We start from the raw sequence: 22,670 nt of genomic DNA on the forward strand, positions 1-22,670 counted from the left end.
AAGCACACCAAGAGGTTCAGGTCCGGGACGGGCTGCCCAGCGGCGACCGGGACATGGTCCAGAACCGTTGGTACACCGATGTGCACCCGGCTGCCTACGCCCATGAGCTCGTCCACGGATTCGGTGTCCGTGACGACGATGCCCCGCCGCAGGCCCTGCTCACGCCTGGCGGGCGTAACACGCAGGTGCTTTCTGCGGGTGAGTCGAGCTTGATGGGGAAGTTCGAGAATCCTCAATCGCACATCGTCATCACCTCCGACCATCTCCAGCAGATCGCAGACGTACTGACCCCGTACCTTCCTATTGGTGCCCGCGCCCTTCAGGACCGGGTCGCTGCTGATGGGGCTGCCGGGGGTGAGGCAGACGCGGGCGTGGAGCGGCCGACCACCCGACCTGCTACGGAGTCGGCTGCCCTTTATGGCGGTGTTTCCCCTGGTGAGGTGCAGGAGACGTCAGGCAGCGGAGACGCGGCGATGGATGAGGCGCCTGCGGTGGACTACCGCATGGTGCACGAACTGGATCGCGACTATGTGGTGGAAAGTGATGAGGGGGAGAAGCTGTGGCGGTTCTCGAACCACCCGCCGGAAGAGATCTTCCGTGAGGGTTTCCGTGCCGATAACCCCAGCAATGTGGTGGATTTGACGCGATGGGTTTCCAATAATCCTGACGCGCAATTCCTTTCGACCACCCGGGACTACGAACTCTGGTACGGCGTAAGGCGCTACCGCTACGGGATCGACTCGTCCCTCAACGGAGACCCCCGAGGTATCGACGTCCAGGCCACCCTCGGCTCAAGTGGTGGACACATCCTCGAGGCTGAGCAGGAGGTTGTTTTCACGGGATCGATCGATGCGCGGGCCATTGTGACTGTCTACGACGGGGACCTGGATCGTACCGGTAGGTGGAATCCGGACACTGATGAGGTTGAGTGGCGGGACAGTGTCCACGACGGCCCGCCAGAGAGTCTGACGGAGTTTGTCCAGGCCCTGGGGGATGAGGGCCGTTCCGAGACGGGCCGCGTTTGGCGGTCCCTGGTTTCTCTGTGGGAGTTGGTTCGGTCGGCGCCAGGGGCGTTGCTTTCCTGGTATAGGCAGGCTTGGGGGTCTCTTGTGGATTCCTTGCGCCGTGGCTGGGTGTGGTTCACGCGGGCCCGTGTGTCGGGAGCCGACGTCCTGCCGTCAAGCCGGGTGGGCACTTCGACCCAGTTTGCGGTTGGTGACGGCTCGGGCGATGCAGTTGCCGCCGACATGGTGCAGCAGGCCGAGAGCAATGAGCAGACCGTGTCAGAGGCTGTCGATGCCGCACGCCGGCGGAGCCCCGGGGTGTTGTCCCTGGAGAGAGATGGCCAGGTTCTTTCTGGCGGTGTTTCCCCTGATGTGACGCAGGAGACGCCAGTCAGCGGAGACACGGCGGTGGATGATGCGCCTGCGGTGGACTACCGCATGGTGCACGAACTGCATCAGGAGCATTTGCTACTGGGGCTGAGACCGGCTGAAGGTGAGCAGGATGAAGACGCAGGTGAATTGTCTCCTGGCCACGTCGAATCTGAGGACGCCTACCTGACGCTGCTGGGTGCGTCGACCGTGTCCCAGTCTGCCGACCCCGCGCCTGTCGTGGACCATGCGATTGCGAACATGCCCAATCAGGAACATGGGGCCGGTCCGGCGGACGCCTCACTACAGCGGGATCTGGAGTGGGCCACGCCTGAAGGGCAGCTGACTGCCGGTGCATCCAGTCAACTTGCCCGGGAGCGGGCGGCGTTCGAGCAGAAGCTCGGAGTGCACTACCAAGCCGACCCGGTGGCTCTCGAGGCCGCACGTTCGGCCGTGACGAGACTGCGTGAAGTGCTGCAGGCGGCATACCAAGGTCACGGCGCGGAGGTCGTCGACGCCTCGTTCTTCACCGGCGATCCGACCAGTGCAGGACAGATTGGCCCCGCGCCGGGTTCCTCCAGCACCGCATGGCTCGACTCGCTGCTCGTCACCGGATCCCTGCGCGAAGTCATGACGGCATTCCTGAACGCCACTGGGTACAAGGCGCTCTACGAACGTGACGCCAATGTTCCATCTCTGAACAGTGTGCTTAAGTCTGTCCTGGCCGAACCCGGCCGCCGTGAGGGCGTCCAGGCGTCCGCCGAGGGTCTGGAAAGTGCTCGGGCATTGGGCCTCGACTGCTCGGCGCTGAAGATCTACGCGGGGTTCGTACACGGTCGTGACCGCGCGATTCTCGAGGAAAGGGTCGCCGCGGACCCAGCGACCCGTGACAAGGCGTACCTGTTCCGCCAGGATGATCCCTTCGCTTTGGGCAGCCTCGCTGCTCACACTACGAGAGGAAGGGCCAAGGACCCTCTGGAGATTGTCCACAGTCAGAACTCGCGTATCGCACGGTCGCCCGACCTGCGCGCTCTTGGCTCCCGGAAGAAGACGCCGCGGGACTACACGTACCTCGGTGTGCCGTTGAGTGACCGCGAACGAACCTTTCTGTGGCTCCACGAGCAGCGGCGGCCCTGGGACAGTTACGACATCGAGGATATACCGCTTGACACCTTGGCCTTTGATGCAGAAACCGGGGATCCCGTGCTCAACGAGATCCTGGCGCGGCCGGATGTCGTCTCGGTACATGTGAAGCGCCCGCCACTGCCCGAGGCAGTGGCGGGCGGGCCAGGACCTGAGATTCTTTCAAATGTTCGCCCCCCGGTCGATGAGGTCTGGGCGCTGGTCCGAGGCTCACGGACAGAGCTGAACATGCGGGCCGGAGATCTGAAGTTGGACGGTGAACAGGGGCCGGAATTCGCCCTGGGCTGGGTTGAAGGGACCGCGTACTTCGACCTGGACGAGCGGTCTCCCTGGTATCAACAGTGGCATGTCGACAAGGGCATGCCACTGATCGCCGGTGTCTCCGGAACGACTCTGCGTATGCTCAGGGCCTTTCAATGGCTAAACGTTCAGCACACCACCATGGCCGACTTCCGGAAGGCGCTGATGGGATGGATGCTCCCCGGCCAGGATCACTCGTTGTTCGAGGTGATGCGTGCCTCGCACCTGGCCGACGCCACCACACCGGCCGAGGAAGAGGCTTTGCGCGGGGAGGTCACCGACCTCTACTCGATCCCCGGGCTCGTCCCCGCCCAACTGACGGCGCCAGGTGGCCGGCCTGCAACCGTTGCTGCTGATCCGGCCCTCTCGGTGAGCTCCCCCTCGAACGCCGTAGCCGCAGCCGCAGATCCTCAGGCCCCTGGGGAGGCCAACGGGGACGTCGAGAAGTCGGCGTGGGTTGACTTTGTGCCGACCGGTGCGGGCGGGTTCGAGGCTTCGTCTGATCCGAAGGAGCTCCAACAGATCGCAGATGTTCTGACCCCCCACCGTCACGCCAGCGTCAGCACCCCTCAGGTGCAGGTTACTGCCGACGGCAGCGACAGGGACGAGATGGCATCGCCCGATGCGATGCCCGCGGTGTACTCGGGTGAGCCGTCGTCAAACGGGCCGATTGCATCGGGCGAGTTCGAGCCGCGTGGGTCAGAGGCTGCGGCCACGCCACAGCCTGCTCCGGCTGAAAGCTCGGACGGGCCCATGCTCGTCCGGCCGGAGTTCGACGACGTCGATGTGATTGTCCGCGGTGAGGTGGGGGCGGGCCCGGAGGAAGGGGTGGCCTGGGCGGGTGCCCCAGTTGATTTCAGGCGCTTCGAGGCGCGACGGTACAGGCACTCTCGGACGGGAGAGTTCATCAGCCGTGCGGTGGTGCGCATCTTCCTCGATGTAGTCGCGGATCCAGTACGCGGCACGCCTGCTCCGGAGGAGGTGCGCGAGTTGGCGGAGGTTGCTCAGCAGGGTGTTGACAGGGTGTACAACCAGGGTTCTCGTCTTCCTAACGGGGACCGGCTCTGGGTCGACCTGGAGTATGTGACCGATCGCGCAGCAGCCCACCATGTCGTCAAGGTCCACACCGAGTTCGAACGGGAAAACTCCGCCAACTGGTCGCTCGGCCTCCGCGATGAGCCCGATGTGCTGGCCCATGAGGTGGGGCATTTGTTGGGCGTAGAGGACGAGTACCGCGATGGCCTCAACTTCGCCTGGCGTCCGGTCTATCTGGACGGGGGCGTGATGGACGGCCCTTCCCCCGTGGACAAGGGAGGGCACCCGATCGTGGACATGGATCACCCCCGCAAGGGCGCCGGCCCGGGTCGACTGTGGCTCTCGCCGCGTTATCTGCGCCAGTGGGGATCGGCGATCGAGGCCGCTTACCGCCGTGCCGCAGGCCCTGACTCGGACGACGCCGCCGCGCGCCACCGTTTTCGGGTCGAGGGCGAGGTGGTCTTTGCCACTGATGACACGTATGAGCCCCGTGAGGATGGGTTGCCGACGCGTGCGCATTTCACTGCGGAGACCCGGCGGGCAGTGGTGTATGGGGAGTCTGGCACGGGGGCTGGTGGCTATCTGGCGCCCAGTGGGATGTCGGTTCGTCCTCGGCCGGTCATGCTGCAGGAGGAGCCCAACCGCAACGGGACGTACCGGGCGGAGTATGCGACGGGCGGTGGGTTGAACTCGCGGCTGGTGGGTGCTGATTGGTGGCGCCCGGTCCCGGACGATCGGTTCAGCTGGAAACGGGGTCGGTTCACGGTTGGTGGGGTGAACCGGCGGCTGGAGCCCGGTGATTGGTGGCTTCCGGGCGTGGGTGACCTGGACGGCGGGTCGCGGGGGGAGATGAAGTTCACGGCCGACGTGCTGGCCCCGCGATCGGCGACGGACAATTGGTGGAGCCTGGTCCCGGATGAGCAGCACAGCTGGACCGAGGTGGACGGCCAGGACGAGCGGGAGGCCGCCCTCGGGACCGAGAAGCGGGGGCAGATGATGTTCCCCGCCTACTGGACCGAGGACGATGTGGTCTACGCCGGTGAGCAGGCGTACTTGGATGCCCTGTACCACGGCAATGTTTTTCCCCTGGAGGGATGGCCGCCCGGCGCCTACATCTATGTGGGGGAGTACGCCGGGGTGCGGATCGCAGGGAAGGTGCTCTACGGCTACTTCACCGGATTCCGGCCCGCTGACGATCAGCCCGATCAGGAGCCGCCTGCCTACGCACCGCGCCCGGCCCCCCCCAAGCTCACCGGCCGCGCGGGCTTCGGCCAGCGGGTCGAGGACGTGACCAGGTACGGCGACCGCCGCACCCGGACCGGCGCCTACCACGCGCCGAAGAAGGACCAGAGGCTGTTCCACGGCATGTGGATCGAGGCCGGCACGAAGAGGCACGACAACGGCACGTACCAGGCAGCGGTCTGGTTCCTCGACCCGGCGTTGAACTACTCGCATAAAAGGAGAGGGGTCACGTGGTTCCGAGAAAAGACCGAAGAGTATAGCGCCTGGGTGTTCCAGGTGGGGAAGGAGTTCGGGCCCGAGCCTAGGAAATGGCACCACTACGACTCGCGGATCATCGACCGGAATCGCTGGCGTCAGCACCGGGACGGGGACGAGCACATTATGTTCCCCGATGAGTGGTCAGCAGAGAAGCTGCTGACCGCGGTGGCGCAGGCATACAAGGGGCGTAAGTCCAAGCTGCTGGACGACGGCACCGAGTACTGGGTGGGTGAAGCTGAGTGGGTCCGAATGGAAGGGCTGGCTCGGGACGGCCGGCATCTCGCGTACCGGCCCACGCAGGTCCAGCTTCACCTTTGGTGGCCCGAGGAGGCGCCGATCGGCGAGACGGACAAGGTGCCGGGGTCGGTATCCCATGGTGGGAAGATCGTCACATTCGATGTCCAGCAAGTGCTGTTCGCCAACGGGCAGCGGGGCATTGACCTCACGGCCCAGATCTATCTGGACCCCACGTCCGGTACTGATGACGCCCTGCTGAACGACGTTTGGGAAAAGGTGGAGGGGGCTTCCCGCGCCTACGATAACGTCGCACGAGCGGACGGGGCACCGCTGGTCCGCGTTTCGTTGAAGCGCGTCGGGAATGCGGAAGGCGCGCACCACACGGTCACGGTTGACCGGGCGAGTATCCAAGGGATCCGGGCCAGCCTGCCGTCGCACCTGGGCGTGCGGCCGGACGCCAAGGATCTCAAGGAATTCGCCGAGAAGCTGGGCGGTGAGCCGGCGGCCACCGACTGGCGGCCGCCAGTCGGCACCGATCCGTCGGAAGGACAGGCGGCTATCGACCACGCCCTCGAACTGGCGGATCCGTTCCGGCGATCTACCACGCTGCGCGAACCCGACCCGACGGATCCCGGTGACTGGGCGACGGATCCCGGCGAAAGGGCGACGGATCCCGGTGACTGGGCGACGGACCGGTCCGGGCGGGGGGCTGGTTGGGTGGTTCTGAGGGTCATACTGGAGCAGCTCAGGTCGGGGGGCGCGGCGTTGTGGGCGTGGGTGCGGAACTCCTACGTCGGGCAAATATTGGCGTCCTTTGTGGACATGCTGCGCAGACAATTTCGTGGCTCCCGGCCGACTGCGTCGGGCGCTTCGGCCATCGATGCTGCCGTCGCGGAGGACATGGTGCAGGCGGCCGAGGAGCAGACCGCGCAGCAAGACATCAGCGCCGCACGGCGTGCGCTCCCCGGAACAGCCGATTTCCGGCCGGGCGAAAGCGCTGCAGGAGTGGCGGAGTCCAGCCCCCGCGCGCGGGGTGCGGCGGTGCCGGAGCTGTCGACCGGTTCGCGTGGCGAGATGCCGGCCGCGGCCGTGGCGGCGGCGGACGCGCAACAGGTGTTGGCAGGCGACCCTGGGGTTGCCCGATTGCAGCCTGCTGGGGAACCCGAGGCGGATCCCGATCCGAAGCCCTCAGAGCAGCTCGAGAGCGCGGCTGAGCCGGGCGACGACTCGCCGAGCGCCCCGGATACCGGTCAGCAGAAGATCGTCTTCGCCCGGATCGAGACGGCACTCGAGGTGCACCGGCCGCCGCGCATCGATCACTCGATGCCGTCGCCGTCCCTTGAGGACGGACCGGTGCGCTTCGACGATGACAGTCGGCTGCCGGAGTACCTGACCGGGGACGGCGCGGACGACACCAAGGGTCGAAGTTACGGCCACAGCCAGGTCACGTTGCGCGGCGCCGACTTGGCCTTGCAGGAGATCAGCGAGATCGTCTCGACCCACCTCGGCGGCGAAGCGTCGACCGTGCCCGGTCTGAGCGAGGTGCTGGCAGATCTGAGCCAGGCGATGCACACCGCTCCGCAGAGGTTCCACGGTGACGGGTACCAGTCCTCCGCCTTCGGGAACTCCCCGGTACGGGTGCTGCGGGTGGTCACCCGGCCGTACGGCAATTGGGAACGGTTCACCGATCTCCACGGAGAGCCGGTGAAGTTGGAGGTCGCTCAGCGCAGCCAGGTCACCGCAGGCGCCGTGCAGTCCGTGGGGGCGGGCCGGCGGGCGGCGCGAGGTGTCTCCGTCCTGCCCGGCTCGGGTGCGGCTGCTTTCGCACGTCTCGGCGTGACAGCCGGCTCCACCCGCACGGCCGAGTACGGCATGCAGGACGAGACGGTCAGCCAGGTGGAGACACGGACGGCGGAGGCGTCGCACCTGCATCTGGATGACGTGGCGTACGAAGTCTCCCTCAGCGGCGCGCCCGAGACCGTGAGCTCCGGTGGGCGGCCCGCCGGTTCCTCCACCACAGGTGAGACGTTCACCTTCGCGGTGCGCAACGGGCTGGCGGTGCGGCTGACGGACAGCGAGACCCTGGTCGCCGATCCGGGCCGTGTGCCGGAGCGCATGGAGCTGGACGCGCGGTCCGACTACCGGTTGGTGCACACCGAGGGTTACGGACCGGTCCGGGGGTTGGCGGAGCAGCTCGTCGACGGATTCGGAGTCGTTCCCGGCAGCGCGGCGTACGATTACATCACCGGGCTCTTCACTTCGGAGAACTTCCACCGCGCAGCGGACCGTCTGGCCAAGGGCAATGTCCCCTCGGACCCGCTGTTCGCCGAGGACGGATCGCCGCTGGGGGCGTTCGTCGTGGAGAGGGTCGTCCCCGGAGAGGCTGAACTGCTCACCGAGAGCAGAGCCGCCGAGATGCGCCACACCATCCAGCAGACAGCCACGAACGAACGGACGCTTTCAACGACGTCCAGCCGAGGAATCAATCTCACGCTCGGTCCTTCCTTCGACCTCGGCCCCCTGGGCAGCCTGATGGCCGGCCCCTCTGTCGGCTACGACCGCAGCAGTACGCACAGCAGTACATTCGGCGGTTCGGGAGGGCGAAAGATCGTCGGTCGGGCCAAGAACGTGCCGACCGTCCTCTACAAGGTCCAGAAGACCGTGCATGTGCGCAGGACCGGTGGTGAGGTCATCACGTTCGACACCTGGAGCCTGGACCGGATGACGCACACCGAGGCGCGGCGTCTCGCGGGCTGGGACGACGGCACGACTCTCCGCAAGAGGGAACCCGGCAACGAGCCGTACGCCCCGGCCTGCTTGACCAAGGACCGCCCCGCTGTACTCGGTATGAGCAGGCCCGAGGCCTTCATCTACGACAGCGACCTCGTGAATGACGAGGACCAGCGGAAGGGTTGGCTGCAAGCCTTCACCGACAGGGTGATCGGGAGCGCTGCCAGGACGTACCCGGACCTGCTGGCACCGCTGGAGGACTTCGGTGATCCGAACCACTCACGCTGGCGCGACCGGGAGCACTACAACCTCGCGCTGCGGAACACACTCCGTGTGATGAACGCCCTGTCGCATCACCGCATGGCGGGCAGCCTCGAGGAGCTCATGACGGGGCTGGTGATCGAACTGGACGTCGTCCCCGGCATTGTCATGCGCCCTCGCCTTTCGATCAGGATCCGCGGTGTGCTGACCGGGCGCCGCTATGAGGGCACCCAGAACGACCTGATCCTGCGACACGGCGCGCCGGGTACCGAACGCCTCGACGGCTCGCAGAGCACGACGCACACCCGTGAGCTGGGAGCCGACGTGTCGCTCTGGGGTTTTGCGGACACCGTGAATGTCTCGGGTGGTTACACCCGGAGAGGGCAGAACGGCCGCGGGACCCAGTACGGAGCCACCGCGTCGCAGGAGCAGCTGGCCATCAGCTCCCTCCCCTCCCATCTGCACAGCTACCGGCTGGAACTGACCGCGGAGGTCGGCGGCTTCTGGCGCTACCGCAGCGGGCCGAGGGCGCTCACGCTCGGATGGCTCGGCCGACAGCATTACCTCCAGGACGAAGGGAGCACGGACCTCGTCGGCGGCAGCGCGGACGAGTTCGTGGGCCGGGTCGTGCTGGCCGTACCGGACGAGTACACGCCCGCCACCGATCCGGACGTGGCCGAGGGCGCCGTTGCTGTCGAGGCGGTGGAGCTGGACCCTGCGCACACGCGGGCCTTGGCGACCCGTAACGCCGCGGTGGTTTCCGAGGGGCATGGTCCTGACGTGTTCGGCGACCAGCCTCATCACACTCTCGGCGTCGGCGCGGACGAGCGGCTCATGGACGTCGCCGTGGATCTCATGCGAACGGTTTCCGGCGCATCCTGGCACTTCTCCCGTCCCGGCGCCCTCCCTCATGACGCCATCGTGCGATTCCTCCAGCCGCAGCTCCTGACAGGCGGCTTCGACCAGAGATCCGGGCCTGTCGGCTCGCGGATCTCCGTGATCGCCAAAGGCCATTGGCGAGACAGAGTGGGCGAATTGGTCCACCGTATGCGGATCCTCAACCTGCGCGTGGCATCCGGGCCGATCAAGTTGGAGACGGAGACGGGCGTCAGCAGTGATCTGCGCATGGCGGAGTCGGTGACCGCGGCCACGAGCAGTGGCTGGACCCTGTCCGGCGGCGGTACCACAGGCGGGACCGAACTCAGCACCATCGCCGGAGTGCAGTACCGCAGAGGCAGCTCTCGCACCGAGAGCACGAAGGTGACCCGTACCGTCACCTCGGACATCAACCGCGACGACAGTGGCTACAAGATCCTGCTGTCCGGGGACGTTCAGCACGACATCGTGGCATCCGTACGGCCGGAGGGGTTCCTCGGCCCGTACCGCAACAGGTTCAACGGAAAGCAGCTCACCTTCCCCTCGAGCTATCTGGGCCAGGTGTCGGAGAAGGCCGCGCATCAGCTGGGAATCCTGAAGGACGGATTGGGGGACGTCCCCCGCTACGTGTCCCACCAGTGGGCCCAGACCGAATGGTGGCACGACCACCCCTTCGGGTCGTATCCCGTCAACTCGTTGGACACCACCAAGGTACTGGCCGCCTTCGACGAGCAGTTGCAGCGCTGGAACGTGGACGAGGCGGACCGTGAGCGCGTGCACTCCCTTGTCACTCCGCGAGCGGTGCGGGCCCTTCGTGAGCAGATGACCTCCACCGGCGCGGCCGCGCGCACCCGGGTCGGCCGCTGGCGCACCCCGTTCATCCGCATCGGAAGCCGCGCCGGTTCTTTGCGGGTGGAACTCATCGCGGGGGAGTCGGAGTTCGTCGGCCTTGACCACGGCGTCGTCATGGAGGACACCCGGATCGCCACCGTGACCCGGACGGACGGAGGGTCCTCGGCCCGCTCTCGTGGTATCGGTCCGACCGCCATGCAGCAGGTGGCGACGGTGGCCCCGGGAGCCGAGCCGGGACTGGGCGGCCCCGAGTCCCTCCGACCGCAGTTCGGTGTGCAGACCACCAGTTCCGACCTGACCTCCCACGGCCGTTCCCGCGCACGCACGAAGCGGCACATCTTCTACGCGCGAGAGCCGCACGCCGACTACCGCACCCCCTACACGCTGCGGCTCACACTCGACCTCGGAACAGACCGGCCCACCCTCACCGAGGAAGGCCCGGTGGGCACACTGCGCGAGCAGGTGCCGCTGAGCTTGGGCGTTGCGCACACGGGCCAGGCGGATGATGCGCTGGGCCCGCCCTCGCTGGACGACCCCAGCGGTTCGGTCGTCCTGTGGCCGCAGGACAGCGCCGTCCTCCGACACATCGCCGCGTGGCGTTCCGCACGGCAGCCGCACGGCGCACAGGGGCCGATCCAGTTGCCGTCCAGCGGCTTCCACGTCCGCCGGATCGTCGGCCTCGAAACGCTGAGGGAAGCCGGCGTTCTAGCCATCGCCACGGCATACGGCTCCTCTGCCGCTCCCGCCGGCTCACCCCTCACACTGACCGGCAAGGACCTGGCCGACGCGTTGGAAGAGGCCCGCAGCACCGGGCTGACCCGCCCCGGAACCGGCTCTGCGCTGGCCCTGGACAACGCAACCGGCGACGCAGCACTGGCCGCTTTCTTCGAGGACAGCGCGACCGCTGCCGGTTACGAGGTCCCCGGACTGAACGAGGGCGGCAGCACCGGTGACTACCGGCTCTACTCCGGGCCGGACTTCACCCGGGCCACGCTGCTGGCGGTGATACCGGTCAGCACCATGGAGAGCGCCGAACGGCACAGCGCAGGCCGGGCCGGGGCCGAGGAGCACACGAGCGGCTTTGAGTACTCACTCGGCGGGCGGGCGGCTTTCGCCGCCAACGATGCGGGCTCTGTCGCCCCGTCCGCCTCCATGGCCGGCCCGAGCACCGCAGAGGCCGGTGGTCAGGTCATCTCCGGCCAGGAGAGCGCCCAGTTCAACACCAAGGTCGCCGGCCGCAGCTTCGTGTTCGCGATCCCGACCGACTGGCTCGGCGTGGCGGAGGTGACCCGCAGCAGCCCGTTCGGCCCCATCACGTCCCGTCCGCAGGCGGTTGAGACACAGGGCAGGATCATCGCCTTGGTCCACGAGGACGTGGCCCGCGAATTGGGCCTGATCAACGACGGGAACTTCCCGTCCCGGGTCGCGGACGCCTGGACCCAGGTCGTCGAGGCGGGCCAAGCCTGGACGGACGCGGACAGCGCCTACTGGGAGCAGCGTCGCGCCCTGGCCGATCTGCAGGGGGAGGAGCGAAAGCGCAAGCGGGCTTCCATGAAGGACCTGCCGCAACGGGCCAAGGCCCAGGCCACCATGAATCATCTGCTGCAGCAGGCCGATGCCGCGGCCAAGGAGTTCCACCGCGTGCGGGCGGCGGCCGACCGGCTCACACGGTGGCACCAGCTGCCGGCCGAAGCCCATCAGGTCGGTGAACCGGAGCTGCGCGCAGGCCTGACCGAACCGCCGCCCGTTGTTTTCCAGCCGGTTGCGGTGGCAGAGGCCGACAGCGCCGACGCCGAGCGCTACATCGTGCGGGAAAGTACACCCGACGGTCCTGGCCGGCTCATCTCGCCGGGAGGCGACCACTACACGGTTCACGACGTCCCCACCGACGGCGACGCCTTCTTCCACGCCCTCGCCGAAGCAGTGCACCACGCCGCCCCTGACCGGCTCACCGCCCGGGTGGACGTGGCCGACCGGCAGAAGATCATCGACGGTCTGCGGCGCCTGCTCGCCGACGAGCTGAGCAACCCCGGGGCCCGCGGTCTGCTGAAGTTCACGTCGCCCGACACCAAGGACACATTCAGCGATTCGGAACTGGCGGCCAGTGGGGTGGACTTCCGCGAGGGCAGCCCCGAGCGCCGCGAGTACGAGGACGCGGGCCATATACCGCTGCACGCGGAGCTGCCCGCCGAGCAGCGTCAACGTCTGGCCAGGACGCAGTTGCTGCGCAGAGGGGACACCGGGGACGACGCGGGATGGAACCATGGCGCCGCCGACCTGCAACCCTCGCTCGCCGCCCGTGTCTTCGGTGCTCGGATCACCGTGGTCCGTGCGGACGGAGCGTTCCAGGACTTTCGGCCCCTGGACACCGTCGGCGAGGGAACGGACGAAGAACTGGTGCACCGCGTCCCCGACGAAGAGCTTGTGCACATGGTGCTGCTGTCGAAGGACGGGCACTATCTGCCGGCTCTGCCGTCCGGCGACCCGCGGCGAGAGCCGCCGCTGCCCGCTCCGGCCGAGCGGGACACGAATGCCGCAGCCCTGCAAACTGGAACGCCCAGCGGCCCAGGGCTGCGTCCCGCGTACTCGACACCACCGTGGGAACGCGGAGCCGCCAGCACCTGGCGCGCTGTCGTCACCGACGGGAAGCCGGCCACACTCGTCGACCCGGACGGCACCGTTCACGAGCTCAAAGAACCACCCGGTGACGGCAACGGCTTCTGGTCCGGGATCGCCGACGCGCTGGAGCTGGCGGGTGCCACCGCGTCGGCCGCTGAGATTCGGCAGCAATCCATTCCCACGTCCCTCCGGTTGGACCGTGAGCGGCCGTTCACGGACGAGGAGCTTGTTCGCGCCGGGCTCTCCGAGAACGGCATCCTGACTGCGCGCCTGCGGCGAGCCGATCGCCGGCTTCCCGAGGATTTCGAACTGACGAGACGTCAGGAAGAAGCCCTCATCCGTCAGCAGGTGTTCACACCCCGCCGCTGGGACGACGCGACGGAGCGGAACGCAGCCGAGCTGGCAGCCGCCCGGGGCCTGACCCTGACCGTGGTCGCGGAGGACGGCACCTCGCGTACCCATGCCCCCGGCGACGGGACAAGCGGGCCGAGAGTGATCCTCTGGCGCAGGGGCAGGGATTACCTGCGGGCCGAGCGGCCGATGCCCGACCCGAAGCTCGTCGACCTGCTGAACGAGCCGGCCTTTGTGGAGACTCGTGTACGGCGTGAGCATCTGGAGGCGGTCGGGATGTCCTTCTCGCCGGAAGAGGCGACCATGTGGCTGCTCGCGCCGGAAATCATGTTGCAGGAGTTCCAGCTGAGCGTGGAGAACCGTGAGGCTCTGCTGCGCGCTCATCCGGACGATCTTTTCCCCGCGTCGGTGAGGGACGCCTACAAGAGGTTGGGGCCGGGCGGGAACGCGTGACGGGCGGAAGGGGGCGGCCGGGGTGTGAACGGAAGGAAGGCGCATCGTCCCGCCCTCGTGCCGCTCCCGAAGACTTGAGGGCGCCGGCGAGGTGTACCTGGCCGGGCTTCCCCCGGCCTCCCCTCCTGGCACGGTCCGCCGCGCCGGCGTGTTGAACGTCAGCCGGGCACCGGCAAAGACCGACGGGGTCTTCTCCCGAAGGGCCGGTGCCCCGCTGCCCCGCACGCCCGACTCGGACACCGGCCACCACGACGAGCCGGGTGACGGCTGCGACGCCGTGATCACACCAGCCACGGCGCGACCTTCGCACGGTCCTCGCAGGCGCCGGCACGTTGATCACTGGAGCGGAAACAAGGTCGGGGCATGCCCCGGATACGCCAAAAGCCCCGCCGTGGGCCGTTTCCCGGCGGGCCGACGGCGGCTGCTCAACTCTGGACGTCAGCTACATGGGGGTTGATGCGGTTCTCGTACGCGCGGCGGGCCCGGCGCTGTGCCGGGGCCCGCGGAACGTCCCGAGTGCCGCCTCTTCCGCGCAGGAGATCGGGTAGCGGCCCTTGCCCGGCAGTATGGGGTGCCCGCGCTGCCGCGCAGGCCGTTCATGCCGCCGACGCGGCGTACTGCAGGAAACGGCGAAGTCGACAGCGCCTTTGCAGCAGCGGAACGAGCACTACTGGGCGGAGGGCGCGGTGAGGCGATAACCGATCCCGTGTACGGTCTCGATCAGGGAAGCCGGGCGCAGCTTGGAACGCAGGTTGGACACGTGCACCTCAAGGGTGCGTCTGGTGCCCTGCCAATTCGACTGCCATACCTCGCTGATGATGTCGTCACGGTGGAAGACCACTCCGGGCTGCATCGCGAGCATCGCGAGCAGATCGAACTCCTTGCGCGTCAGAACGACCGGTTTACCGCCGACGGTGACCCCGCGGGCGGCCAGGTCGAGCGTGACCATGCCGAGCCGGATGCGCCTTTCGGTCCTCACCCCAGCCCTCTTCCCTCCGGTCGAGGCGGACGGCTCGTGGGACCTGCGGCGGCAGACGGCGTGGATGCGGGCCAACAGCTCAGCAATGTTGTACGGCTTGACCACGTAGTCGTCGGCGCCGAGGTGGAGGCCGCGGATGCGGAACCGTACGTCCGACCGCGCGGTCACCATGATCACGGGGATGTCGGTGTGGCGGCGGATCCGGCTGCACACCTCGAAGCCATCCTGGTCGGGCAGGCCGAGGTCGAGCAGGACCACGTCGTACCGCGGACCGTTGTCGGTGTGCAGCGTGTGGAGTGCCTCCTCGCCGCTGTCGGCCCGAGTGGTCTGCAGCCCATGCTTGGCAAGCACGGCCGTCAGTGCGGCGGCGACCGAGTGGTCGTCTTCCACAACCAGCACTCTCATCCGTTCCCCTCCCGCGGCGGGTGCTTCGCACTCCCGCAATGCGTGTTCCGCCCGTGAGATACAGGCTGGTCGTCGATGTGCGCGCCGCGGACTGGCCGCCCACGGCGTGGGTGTGTGGTCAGCCTGCACTGGGCAGCCGGGCCCGGTGGGTGGCGCCGCCGGAGCGGGAGCGGGTGCCGTGGGTGGTGGTCAGGGCGTCGATGACGTCCAGGCCGCGACCGTGCTCGTCGTCGGCGTGTGAGGCGGTCCAGGCGCCCTCGCCCGCGGCGGGGCCGCTGTCGGTGACGCCCGCCCACACTCTCTCCCCGGCCCGCTCGCGGTGCGGATGAAGCGCTATCGGCGGCAGTGCGCGCTCCACGGCGTTGGTGACCAGTTCGGAGACCACCAGCAGGGCTTCCTCGGCCGAATCCTAGGCCACGTCCCAGTCGTTGAGGACCGCGGCGGCGATTTCGCGGGAGGTGGCGACTGCCTGCGGGTAGTGCGGCAGTCGCCACGTGACGTCATCACCCGGGCTCCAGTACCCGCTCAGAGGGCGTTAAGTCCCGTTTCCGGTGATGTGGTGTCACCCGTTCGTGGGTGATCGGGCGGTCCTACGCTCTTACCCTGTCGTGTGCATGGTGGAGTCGCGGACATGGAACGAATGTCGTACGCAACCGACTTGACCGACGAGCAGTGGGCGCTGATCGAACCATTGGTCACCGCGTGGAAGCAGGCCAGGGTCGCGCGGTCGGCGACCGGGGAGCCGGGCTCCTGCGACCTGCGCGAGGTCGTGAACGCCCTGCTCTACCAGAACCGGACAGGCTGCCAGTGGCGGCTCCTCCCACACGACCTCCCGGCCTGGTCGGCGGTGTTTTACTACTTCACCCTGTGGCGCCAGGACGGCCTCGACCAGCGGATCCAGGAGATCCTGCGCTGCCGGGTGCGAGAGCGGTCCAGACGATTAGAGGACCCGTCCCTGGTGATCATCGACACCCAGTCGGTCCGTGTGGCGGCCGGGGTGCCGAAGGAGACGACGGGACTGGACGTGAACAAGAGGACGCCCGGCAGGAAGCGTGGGCTCGCCGTGGACGTCATGGGCCTGATCATCGGCGTGGTGGTCCTGGCGGCGAGCGCGCATGACAACGAGGCCGGCATCGCCCTGCTGGACCAGGCGTCTGAACGGTGCGGGATGCGCCTGGAGAAGGTCCTGGTCGACCAGGGTTTCAAGGACGCCGTGATCGTCCACGGAGCGGTGAAGGACATCACCGTCGAGGTGGTCCGGCGCAACCCCGACGACAAAGGCAAAGGCTTCGTCCCCCAACCGAAGCGGTGGGTGGTCGAGCAGGTCAACGGGACCCTCATGCTGCACCGGCGCCTCGCCCGCGACTACGACCACCGGCCCGACAACGCGGCCTCCCGCGTCTACTGGGCCTCCACCGCCGGCATGCTCCGCCGCCTGACCACCCCCACCGCCGCCTGGCGGGACGACGTGGAGCTGGCCGCGTGAACGTCAGCGAACTCCTGCGGCTGCTGCAGACCGAACACGACGAGACCACCGCACGAGCCGACAGCCTGCGCGAGCAGATCGAACGGCTCACCACCGCCCTGGCCGAGACCGAGGCCCGCCTGGCCGAGCTCGCCGCCACCCGAAAGGTCATCGACGGCCTCACTCCACCCGGCCACGAACTTGCCCCAGCGGAGAACGCCACCGTCTACCAGCGCATCGTGACTGCCTTCAACGAGCATCCCGCGAAGGTGTTCCGAGTTCATGACCTGCACGAACACCTCGGCCTACCCACCGACGAGCCTTCGGTCAACGTCACCCGCTCCCGCCTGGGACGACTCACTCGCCAAGGCTTCCTCACCCAGCCCGGACGCGGCCGCTACCAGAAACGGACTTAACGTCCTCTCAGACACCGCCCGCTCTTCCTCGACCGCTCGCTCCGCACGGGCCTTCACAGTGGCCTGGTGCCGGTAGTAGCCGGAGCGGGAGACTCCCAGCACCCGGCAGACCCGCTTGACGCCGAAATCGGCGCGGTTGTCGGAGATGAAGTCCCAGCGGCAGGGGCTCACTTCACCTCCCGGGCGAAATAGACGGCTGCCCGGCGCAGGATCTCGCGCTCCAGCTGCCACTCCTTCTCGGCCTTGAGCAGGCGGGCGTTCTCCGCACGCAACCGGGCCAGCTCCTCAGTCTCGCTCACGTCGGCGCCGCGGCACTCGGGCACTGCCCGGGACTCGTTCTCCTTGCGCACCCACGTCCGCAGCGACTCGGCGGTGATACCGAGATCCGCTGCCACCGCGGCGTAGGTGCGCTTGCCGCCCGCAGCCTGACAGAGCGCGACGGCGTCCTTCCTGAACTCCTCCGGATACGGAGACTTGCGTCCCACCTGGACATCCCTCCCTGGACCATCAAGATCCATTGTCAGGGTGTCCACTTCAAAGGATCAGCCTCAATTCCTCGGGCAAGACGGTCACCGCGGTTGCCCGGGAGCTCGGTATCAGCTCGGAGTCCCTGCGTGGCTGGTACCGCCGGGCGAAGGCGGACCGGGGCGAGGGTGGGTTCGGCGAGCTGACCAGCGCCGAGCGCAAGCGCCCGGTGTGAACTCCAGCCCGACCGGTCGCTTGCTACTCGAGCTTGTGCACGGTGGGCAGATCATCGGACTCTTCCCTGGCGTGCTTGCTCTACTGAGACGCCTGGGTGGTGTCCTTGGGGGCAGGCCGGATCGACCGGCACCGTACCGCAAGCCTCGTCAGTCGGGGAAGGAGAAGTAGAGCGCCTCGCTGTAGAAGGACGCGAAGTGCCTCTGCCAGTCACCTCGGACCGAGGCCAGCCAGGCGTCGTTCTGGCCGGCGAGCGCCGCCTCGGCCTTGGCGACGATGTCGGGGATGTCCTCGGACGCCAGATGCCGCACGCTCGTTGCCGGATCGTCGCCCGCCATCGAGACAATTTCCCCGGTCTCCAGGACGAAGTACTTCGCCCGCTGCTTCTCTAGGTGGGCCGTGGTCCTGGCCACGCATTCGGCGAACTCGGCGTCGCCCTCCAGGCCCTCGCCGACCGCACGTAGGAGACCGAGCAGCAGGGTCACTCCGGCGGCGTACTCCGCGGCGATGCCGATCGGAGGGTTCCAGATCATGGACGGGACGATCGTCGTCCCGCGGCCCGCCAGGAGCTTGTGCGCGAGCGGGATGTCCCAGTTGTGCTCGGATATGCACCGAATTCGCTGGGGGAGCTCCGTCTCGCTCGGCATCGAGTCTGCGGAGTAGAGGTAGGAACGGTTCGCCATGGCGGCGACGCTAACACCAGTGTCGGCGTACACATGAACGCGGCCCTGGCAAGATTGCGCGTCGGAGCAGGGCCATGAGGGCGACGCGGTGGCGGAGCAGCGGGACCCCCGCGCGACCGGCCGTGGTCCGCTTCTGGAGCTTCAGATCGGTGATGCGGCCTTCGTTGACGCCGGAGTTGAGCGGGGTGGTGATGCCCTGCACGACTGCGGGTTGGTCCTCGCGGATGGCTTTGGCCAGGCCGGCCAGGACCGGGAAGCGGGCGGTGGTGAGTTGTTCGGGCCAGTCCGGTAGCGGGGCGGCGTCGCGGGCCAACTTCGTTTCAAACTCGGGCAGATGTTCTGCGAGTGCTACCGAAGGTGAGTGGTTCTGCGGCCCGGACTCGCCGGGCAGGTCCGGCATGCGGCCGCCCCTCCCTCGACCACCGGTGCTTGCCCATGTCGCTAGAGCAGGGCGCCTCCGGAGACCTCGAGGCGCTGGGCGGTGACCCAGCGCAGGCTGTCGGAGGCGAGTGTGGCGATGGCGTCGCCGATTTCGGCGGGTTCGCCGACGCGGCCCAGAGCGGTCTGCGCCGCCAGCCCCGCTCGCATGTCGGTGTCGTCGCGCATGGCTCCGCCGTTGAAGTCGGTGGCGGTCGGCCCCGGGGCGATGGAGTTGACCCGGATACCGCGCGGACCCAGTTCCAGAGCGAGGGTGCGGCTGAGTGCCTCGATGGCGGCCTTGGACGCCGAGTAGACGGCGCTGGCAGGGCTGGTGTGGCGGGTCAGGGAGCTGGAGACATTGATGACGCCGGCGGGGTCGGCAAGCAGCGGCAGCAGAGCCTGGATGAGGAAGAACGTCCCGCGGGCGTTGGTATCCATCATCGCGTCGAAGTCCGCGACGCTTACCTGCTCCAGGGGGCTGAAGATCCCCACCCCGGCGTTGTTGACCAGGATGTCGAGCCGCGTAGCGTCCCAGAGCCGCAGATGTTCGCCGAGCTCCGCCGCAAAGGGGAGGAAAGAAGCGATGTCGCTGATGTCCAGGCGAAGCGCGAGAGCGGCGGACCCGGCCGCCCGCACCGCCTCAACCGTCTCCTGCGCCCCCGCCTCGTCGCCCCGGTATGTGACGATCACCCCAGCTCCACGCTGCGCCAGCGCCACCGCCGTACTGCGGCCCAGTCCCCGGTTGGCACCGGTCACCAGCGCGATCTTCTTGCTGTCCATGCAACTGCTCCTCGAGCGAAGAAAGGGAAAGAGACCGCCGGGCTCACTGCCGCGGCGCGGACGGCGAGTCGTCCGACTCGCCTCCTTCACCGTAGGGCCACCCCGGAGGCGAGTCAAGTGACTCGCCTCGCCGTGTGGGCATACTGTCCCCATGACAGAAGGACTCTCCGACCACCACCGACGGCTGGCCCAGCAGAAGCGGGAGGCGATCACCTCGTCCGCCACCGCACTGTTCCTGGAGCGCGGATACGGCGGGACGTCACTGGCCCGGATCGCCGAGGCAGCCGGGGTGTCGAAGTCGACGCTGTTCAAGCAGTTCCCGACCAAGGCGGCCCTCTTCGAGGCCATCGTTACCGAGTCCTGGCAGCAGGGGTCTGGCCAAGCGCCGGTCCGGCCCCCGGCAGGCGACCTGCGTGCGGGTCTGGGGGCCATCGGCCGCCAGTACGCCGAGCTGATGGGCCGGCCCGGCATGACGGCCCTGTTCAGGATCGTGATCGCCGAGCTGCCGCGCCTGCCCGAGCTGGGCAGGATGCAGTTTCAGCTGGGCAAGCTGCCCTACTTCGACTCCGTGCGGCTCTACCTTCAGGCCGAGCACGAGGCCGGCACCGCCCGCGTGCCCGATGCGGAGAGTGCCGCAAACCAGTTCCTCGGCATGATCGCCAACTTCGTCCTGTGGCCCCGAATGCTGCTCACCGACTGGGCCCCTGCCGCGCGGGAGACGGGATACGCCGTCGACGAGGCCGTGGAGACGATGCTCGCCCGGTACGGCACCGGCCGCCAGAAGCCGTAAACCCAAGCGCCCCCGTCCGTGGCCTCACACCACGTATCGAGGAGCACGTGTCGTACCAGGGGCCGTTCTTGCAGACACGGTCGCCTGAAGGCAGAGGCTCGCGCACGCTCTTGGGGCCTACGAAACACAGCCGGCCGCAGGTGCCAGTAGTGCGGATGCGGGGGTCCTGCGCGAGCGGCGTGGGCAGGCGGTCGGGAGAGGCGCCGTCGAGCGCGACCACGGCCTCCCACGGTACGGACTGCCGGGCGAGGCCGGCGTGCACGGCGGTCAGGTGGTCCAGCCGGTCTTTGCGCAGGCGGCTGGCGATGACGATGGTGGTCAAGGGCTTGATGCGTGAGGGCAGGAGAGGCTCCGGGACAGAGAGGGGGAACTTGTTCCGTGGCTGTCGTATTCCTGGCCAAGAAGGTCCGTCGACCCCTCGTACGTGACCCTGGGCCGTGCGACGATCCACCCTGAGTGCGCGGCCTCTGTTCTGAACGAACTCGCAGCTGACGACGCAGTGTTCACCGTGGACACGGGCATGTGCAACGTGTGGGCGGCGCGCTGTCCGACCCCCGACGGACGGCGCCGGGTGATCGGTTCGTTCCTGCACGGCACGATGGCCAACGCGCTGCCGCACGCCATCGGCGCGCAGTTCGCTTACAGCGGCCGCCAGGTGATCTCGATGTCGGGTGACGGTGGACTGGGCATGCTCATGGGTGAGCTGCTCACGGTGAAGCTGCACGATCTGCCGGTGAAGACGATCGTCTTCAACAACTCCTCCCTGGGCATGGTGAAGCTGGAGATGCTGGTCGAGGGGCTGCCCGAGCACGGGACCGACCACGAGCCGGTGGACTACGCGGCGATCGCCCGCAGCGCGGGCATCGAGGCGATCCGCATCGAGCGCCCCGGGGATGTCGTCGAAGGGCTCAAGCGGGCGCTCGCCCACGACGGACCGTTCCTGGTCGACCTGGTGACCGACGCCAACGCGCTGTCGATCCCGCCGCACATCTCGGCCGCCCAGGTCAAGGGAATCGCCTTCGCCGCTGGCCGGACCGTGCTCGACGGGGGCGTCGGCAAGATGCTCGACCTGGCCCGCGCCAACCTGCGAAACATTCCCCGCCCCTGAGACGGCCGCCGTCCTCACCGAGGTCGAGTCACCCAGCTCTCCGTGACCCACCGGGCTCCTCATGAACACCGCGGGTGGGGGACGCAGGCGGTCGTCGGCTCTCGAAACGAGATCGTCCATCTGGCGGGGCATCAAGTTCACGGCCCAACGCACGCACTCCACCGATCGCCCCTGCGTGGGGTCGTGAACGGGCGTAGCGGTACCAGGGGGCGGGCATAGCCGATTCGATAGCCGCCGCTTTCGACCTGGGGCCGACACGTTGTGCGCCCAGCCGCTCCACCGCAGCGATCTCGGGACCGTCAAGCAGTCGCCGGAGGAATCGACTTGAGCGGTGAGGCCGGTGGCCGCGTCGTCGATGCCGACGCCGAGGTAGCCGCGCTTGTCGGGCCAGGCCGATGGCTCGGCCCCGCGGAGGGTGCCTCGTGGACCACCTCGGTGTACAGCCGCGCCAATCGGAGGGCGGGTCGGCGGCAGATGTCATTCATTACTGACAGTGATCGTTCACGTTGGTCGTTGGCGCGGCCAGGTGCTCGTACGGGCAGGTTCCTCACAGTTCTGCACCCGACGTGATCTCCCGGTGCTGGTTCGGTGCTGGCTCCGAAGGGTCAGACTCGGCAAGGGCGCAGGTCGCAGCTCTGATCGGATGAGTTGTCGTACCACTCGATGGTGGTCCCGATGAGGCTGGCGGCGACGATGCGCTTGAGGTTGTTCGGGGCTGGTGGAGCGGTTGCGGGCGACGACATCGGCACCACTTCCTGGGGTGTGACGGGGACGTTTGCGTGTCGCCACACCGTAGGAATCCGCAGGTCAGGCGCACATGTGGCGGGGCAACATAGTTCGAGGGCCGGCTATGCGCGTGACCACCATGCCGGCTCATGCAAAGGCGTCTCAGGGGACCGGTGGTGGTCAAAAGGAGGGCCGTCCGGGACGCGTAGTTCAGCACGATTTGACGGTGCCGTGCTGACTCCCGTGCTGGTTTGGTGCTGACTAGAATCCCACGTCATCACCCGTTCTCACCTGTCCCGTGCTGACTTGGTGCTGACTACGCTCCGTTGAACTCGGGCATCTGGGATTGATCGACTCAGAGTCGTTGCATGGCAGGTGACCGGACTGAGAGACCGAGTCCGGCCTTGCCGCTCAGCCGCCGTCGGCACTGGCAAAGGCGCTGTGCTTGGGCGCGGTGCACGTTGGTCCC

At 67.8% G+C, this 22,670-nt stretch carries 10 protein-coding genes and 3 pseudogenes; 6 read left to right on the forward strand and 7 right to left on the reverse strand.

Annotation, left to right across the window (positions count from 1 at the left end; genetic code table 11):
* Positions 1–53 precede the first annotated feature (53 nt).
* The gene (locus ACZ7G3_RS25315; RefSeq protein ID WP_470928352.1) at positions 54–13,730 is read left to right on the forward strand and encodes a scabin-related ADP-ribosyltransferase; all 13,677 of its coding nucleotides are present in this window, start codon (positions 54–56) and stop codon (positions 13,728–13,730) included.
* 667 nt (positions 13,731–14,397) lie between these two features.
* Here ACZ7G3_RS25315 and ACZ7G3_RS25320 read toward each other — a convergent pair.
* Positions 14,398–15,114 carry a response regulator transcription factor gene (locus ACZ7G3_RS25320; protein ID WP_398019513.1) on the reverse strand — a complete coding sequence of 239 codons (717 nt, stop codon included), beginning with the start codon at positions 15,112–15,114 and terminating at the stop codon, positions 14,398–14,400.
* 118 nt (positions 15,115–15,232) lie between these two features.
* A complete protein-coding gene (locus tag ACZ7G3_RS25325; protein ID WP_470928409.1) occupies positions 15,233–15,505 on the reverse strand; it encodes an ATP-binding protein in 273 nt (90 codons plus the stop codon).
* A 240-nt stretch (positions 15,506–15,745) separates the two neighbouring features.
* Here ACZ7G3_RS25325 and ACZ7G3_RS25330 point away from each other — a divergent pair, with 240 nt between their 5' ends.
* Positions 15,746–16,600: an IS5 family transposase gene (locus tag ACZ7G3_RS25330; protein WP_397615165.1), complete on the forward strand. Its 855-nt coding sequence runs from the start codon at positions 15,746–15,748 to the stop codon at positions 16,598–16,600.
* A complete protein-coding gene (locus ACZ7G3_RS25335; RefSeq protein ID WP_397615166.1) occupies positions 16,597–16,995 on the forward strand; it encodes a hypothetical protein in 399 nt (132 codons plus the stop codon). The genes ACZ7G3_RS25330 and ACZ7G3_RS25335 overlap by 4 nt, the downstream gene beginning before the upstream one ends.
* Positions 16,996–17,001: 6 nt before the next feature.
* On the opposite strand, the pseudogene ACZ7G3_RS25340 reads toward ACZ7G3_RS25335, so the two are convergent.
* A pseudogene (locus ACZ7G3_RS25340) lies at positions 17,002–17,480 on the reverse strand (transposase); the annotation flags it as partial.
* A 32-nt stretch (positions 17,481–17,512) separates the two neighbouring features.
* On the opposite strand from ACZ7G3_RS25340, the gene ACZ7G3_RS25345 reads away from it, so the two are divergent.
* On the forward strand, positions 17,513–17,695 hold the full coding sequence (locus ACZ7G3_RS25345; RefSeq protein ID WP_398126746.1) for a transposase: 183 nt from the start codon (positions 17,513–17,515) through the stop codon (positions 17,693–17,695).
* Positions 17,696–17,843: 148 nt separating this feature from the next.
* Here ACZ7G3_RS25345 and ACZ7G3_RS25350 read toward each other — a convergent pair whose 3' ends face one another.
* Genes ACZ7G3_RS25350 through ACZ7G3_RS25360 form a run of 3 tightly spaced genes read right to left on the reverse strand, consistent with a single transcriptional unit; the run spans position 17,844 to position 19,577 of the window.
* Positions 17,844–18,377 (reverse strand): DUF7822 domain-containing protein, encoded by a 534-nt coding sequence (locus tag ACZ7G3_RS25350; protein ID WP_467642123.1) that lies wholly within the window; start codon positions 18,375–18,377, stop codon positions 17,844–17,846.
* 10 nt (positions 18,378–18,387) lie between these two features.
* Positions 18,388–18,777, reverse strand: coding sequence for a hypothetical protein (locus ACZ7G3_RS25355; RefSeq protein ID WP_398126748.1), 390 nt, complete (start codon positions 18,775–18,777; stop codon positions 18,388–18,390).
* A gap of 41 nt (positions 18,778–18,818) precedes the next feature.
* Positions 18,819–19,577: an SDR family NAD(P)-dependent oxidoreductase gene (locus ACZ7G3_RS25360; RefSeq protein ID WP_398126749.1), complete on the reverse strand. Its 759-nt coding sequence runs from the start codon at positions 19,575–19,577 to the stop codon at positions 18,819–18,821.
* 151 nt (positions 19,578–19,728) lie between these two features.
* Here ACZ7G3_RS25360 and ACZ7G3_RS25365 point away from each other — a divergent pair, with 151 nt between their 5' ends.
* Positions 19,729–20,367 carry a TetR/AcrR family transcriptional regulator gene (locus ACZ7G3_RS25365; RefSeq protein ID WP_470928353.1) on the forward strand — a complete coding sequence of 213 codons (639 nt, stop codon included), beginning with the start codon at positions 19,729–19,731 and terminating at the stop codon, positions 20,365–20,367.
* Positions 20,368–20,515: 148 nt separating this feature from the next.
* On the opposite strand, the pseudogene ACZ7G3_RS25370 reads toward ACZ7G3_RS25365, so the two are convergent.
* Positions 20,516–20,689 (reverse strand): annotated as a pseudogene (locus ACZ7G3_RS25370) (glycosyltransferase); the annotation flags it as partial.
* A gap of 123 nt (positions 20,690–20,812) precedes the next feature.
* Here ACZ7G3_RS25370 and ACZ7G3_RS25375 point away from each other — a divergent pair.
* Positions 20,813–21,475, forward strand: a pseudogene (locus ACZ7G3_RS25375) (thiamine pyrophosphate-dependent enzyme); the annotation flags it as partial.
* Positions 21,476–22,670 lie beyond the last annotated feature (1,195 nt).

This window comes from Streptomyces sp. NPDC037271, from assembly GCF_055603605.1.